The 322-nt window shown below is 64.3% G+C and carries 1 protein-coding gene; it reads left to right on the plus strand.

Translation table 11 applies throughout. The features are described 5' to 3' along the window. Positions 1 to 233: hypothetical protein (locus E5162_RS14815; protein WP_158291325.1), on the plus strand; the 233-nt coding region annotated here is incomplete at its 5' end. Positions 234 to 322 lie beyond the last annotated feature (89 nt).

Here is a 322-nt window from a genome sequence, read left to right on the forward strand (position 1 = left end):
TTGTGCTGGCCAGCGCCTTGTCGCTGATCAGCATCGATTACGAGCGTGACGCAGGCTGCGATCCGGTGCGGTTCGAAACCGTCGCCTATTACCCGGCGGCCGAGCCACCCGTGACCGGCACGGTCAGCTTCGTGACCCCGCCCGCTCCGCCTGCACCCGGACAGTTGCGCGCCGCAACGGGCTGCGGCGGCGCCGACTCGATCTCGCGGCCTCAGCTCGGCTTCCCGATCTAAACGCTTCAAAATCCGGTAAAAAGCGCGTAGAGATGACTCCCCCTGCGAAAGCGGGAAGTCAGGGGCTTACCGGTCTGTCATAATGTTCG

Origin of the sequence: Marinicauda pacifica (assembly GCF_004793635.1) — a bacterium.
GTDB lineage: Bacteria > Pseudomonadota > Alphaproteobacteria > Caulobacterales > Maricaulaceae > Marinicauda > Marinicauda pacifica.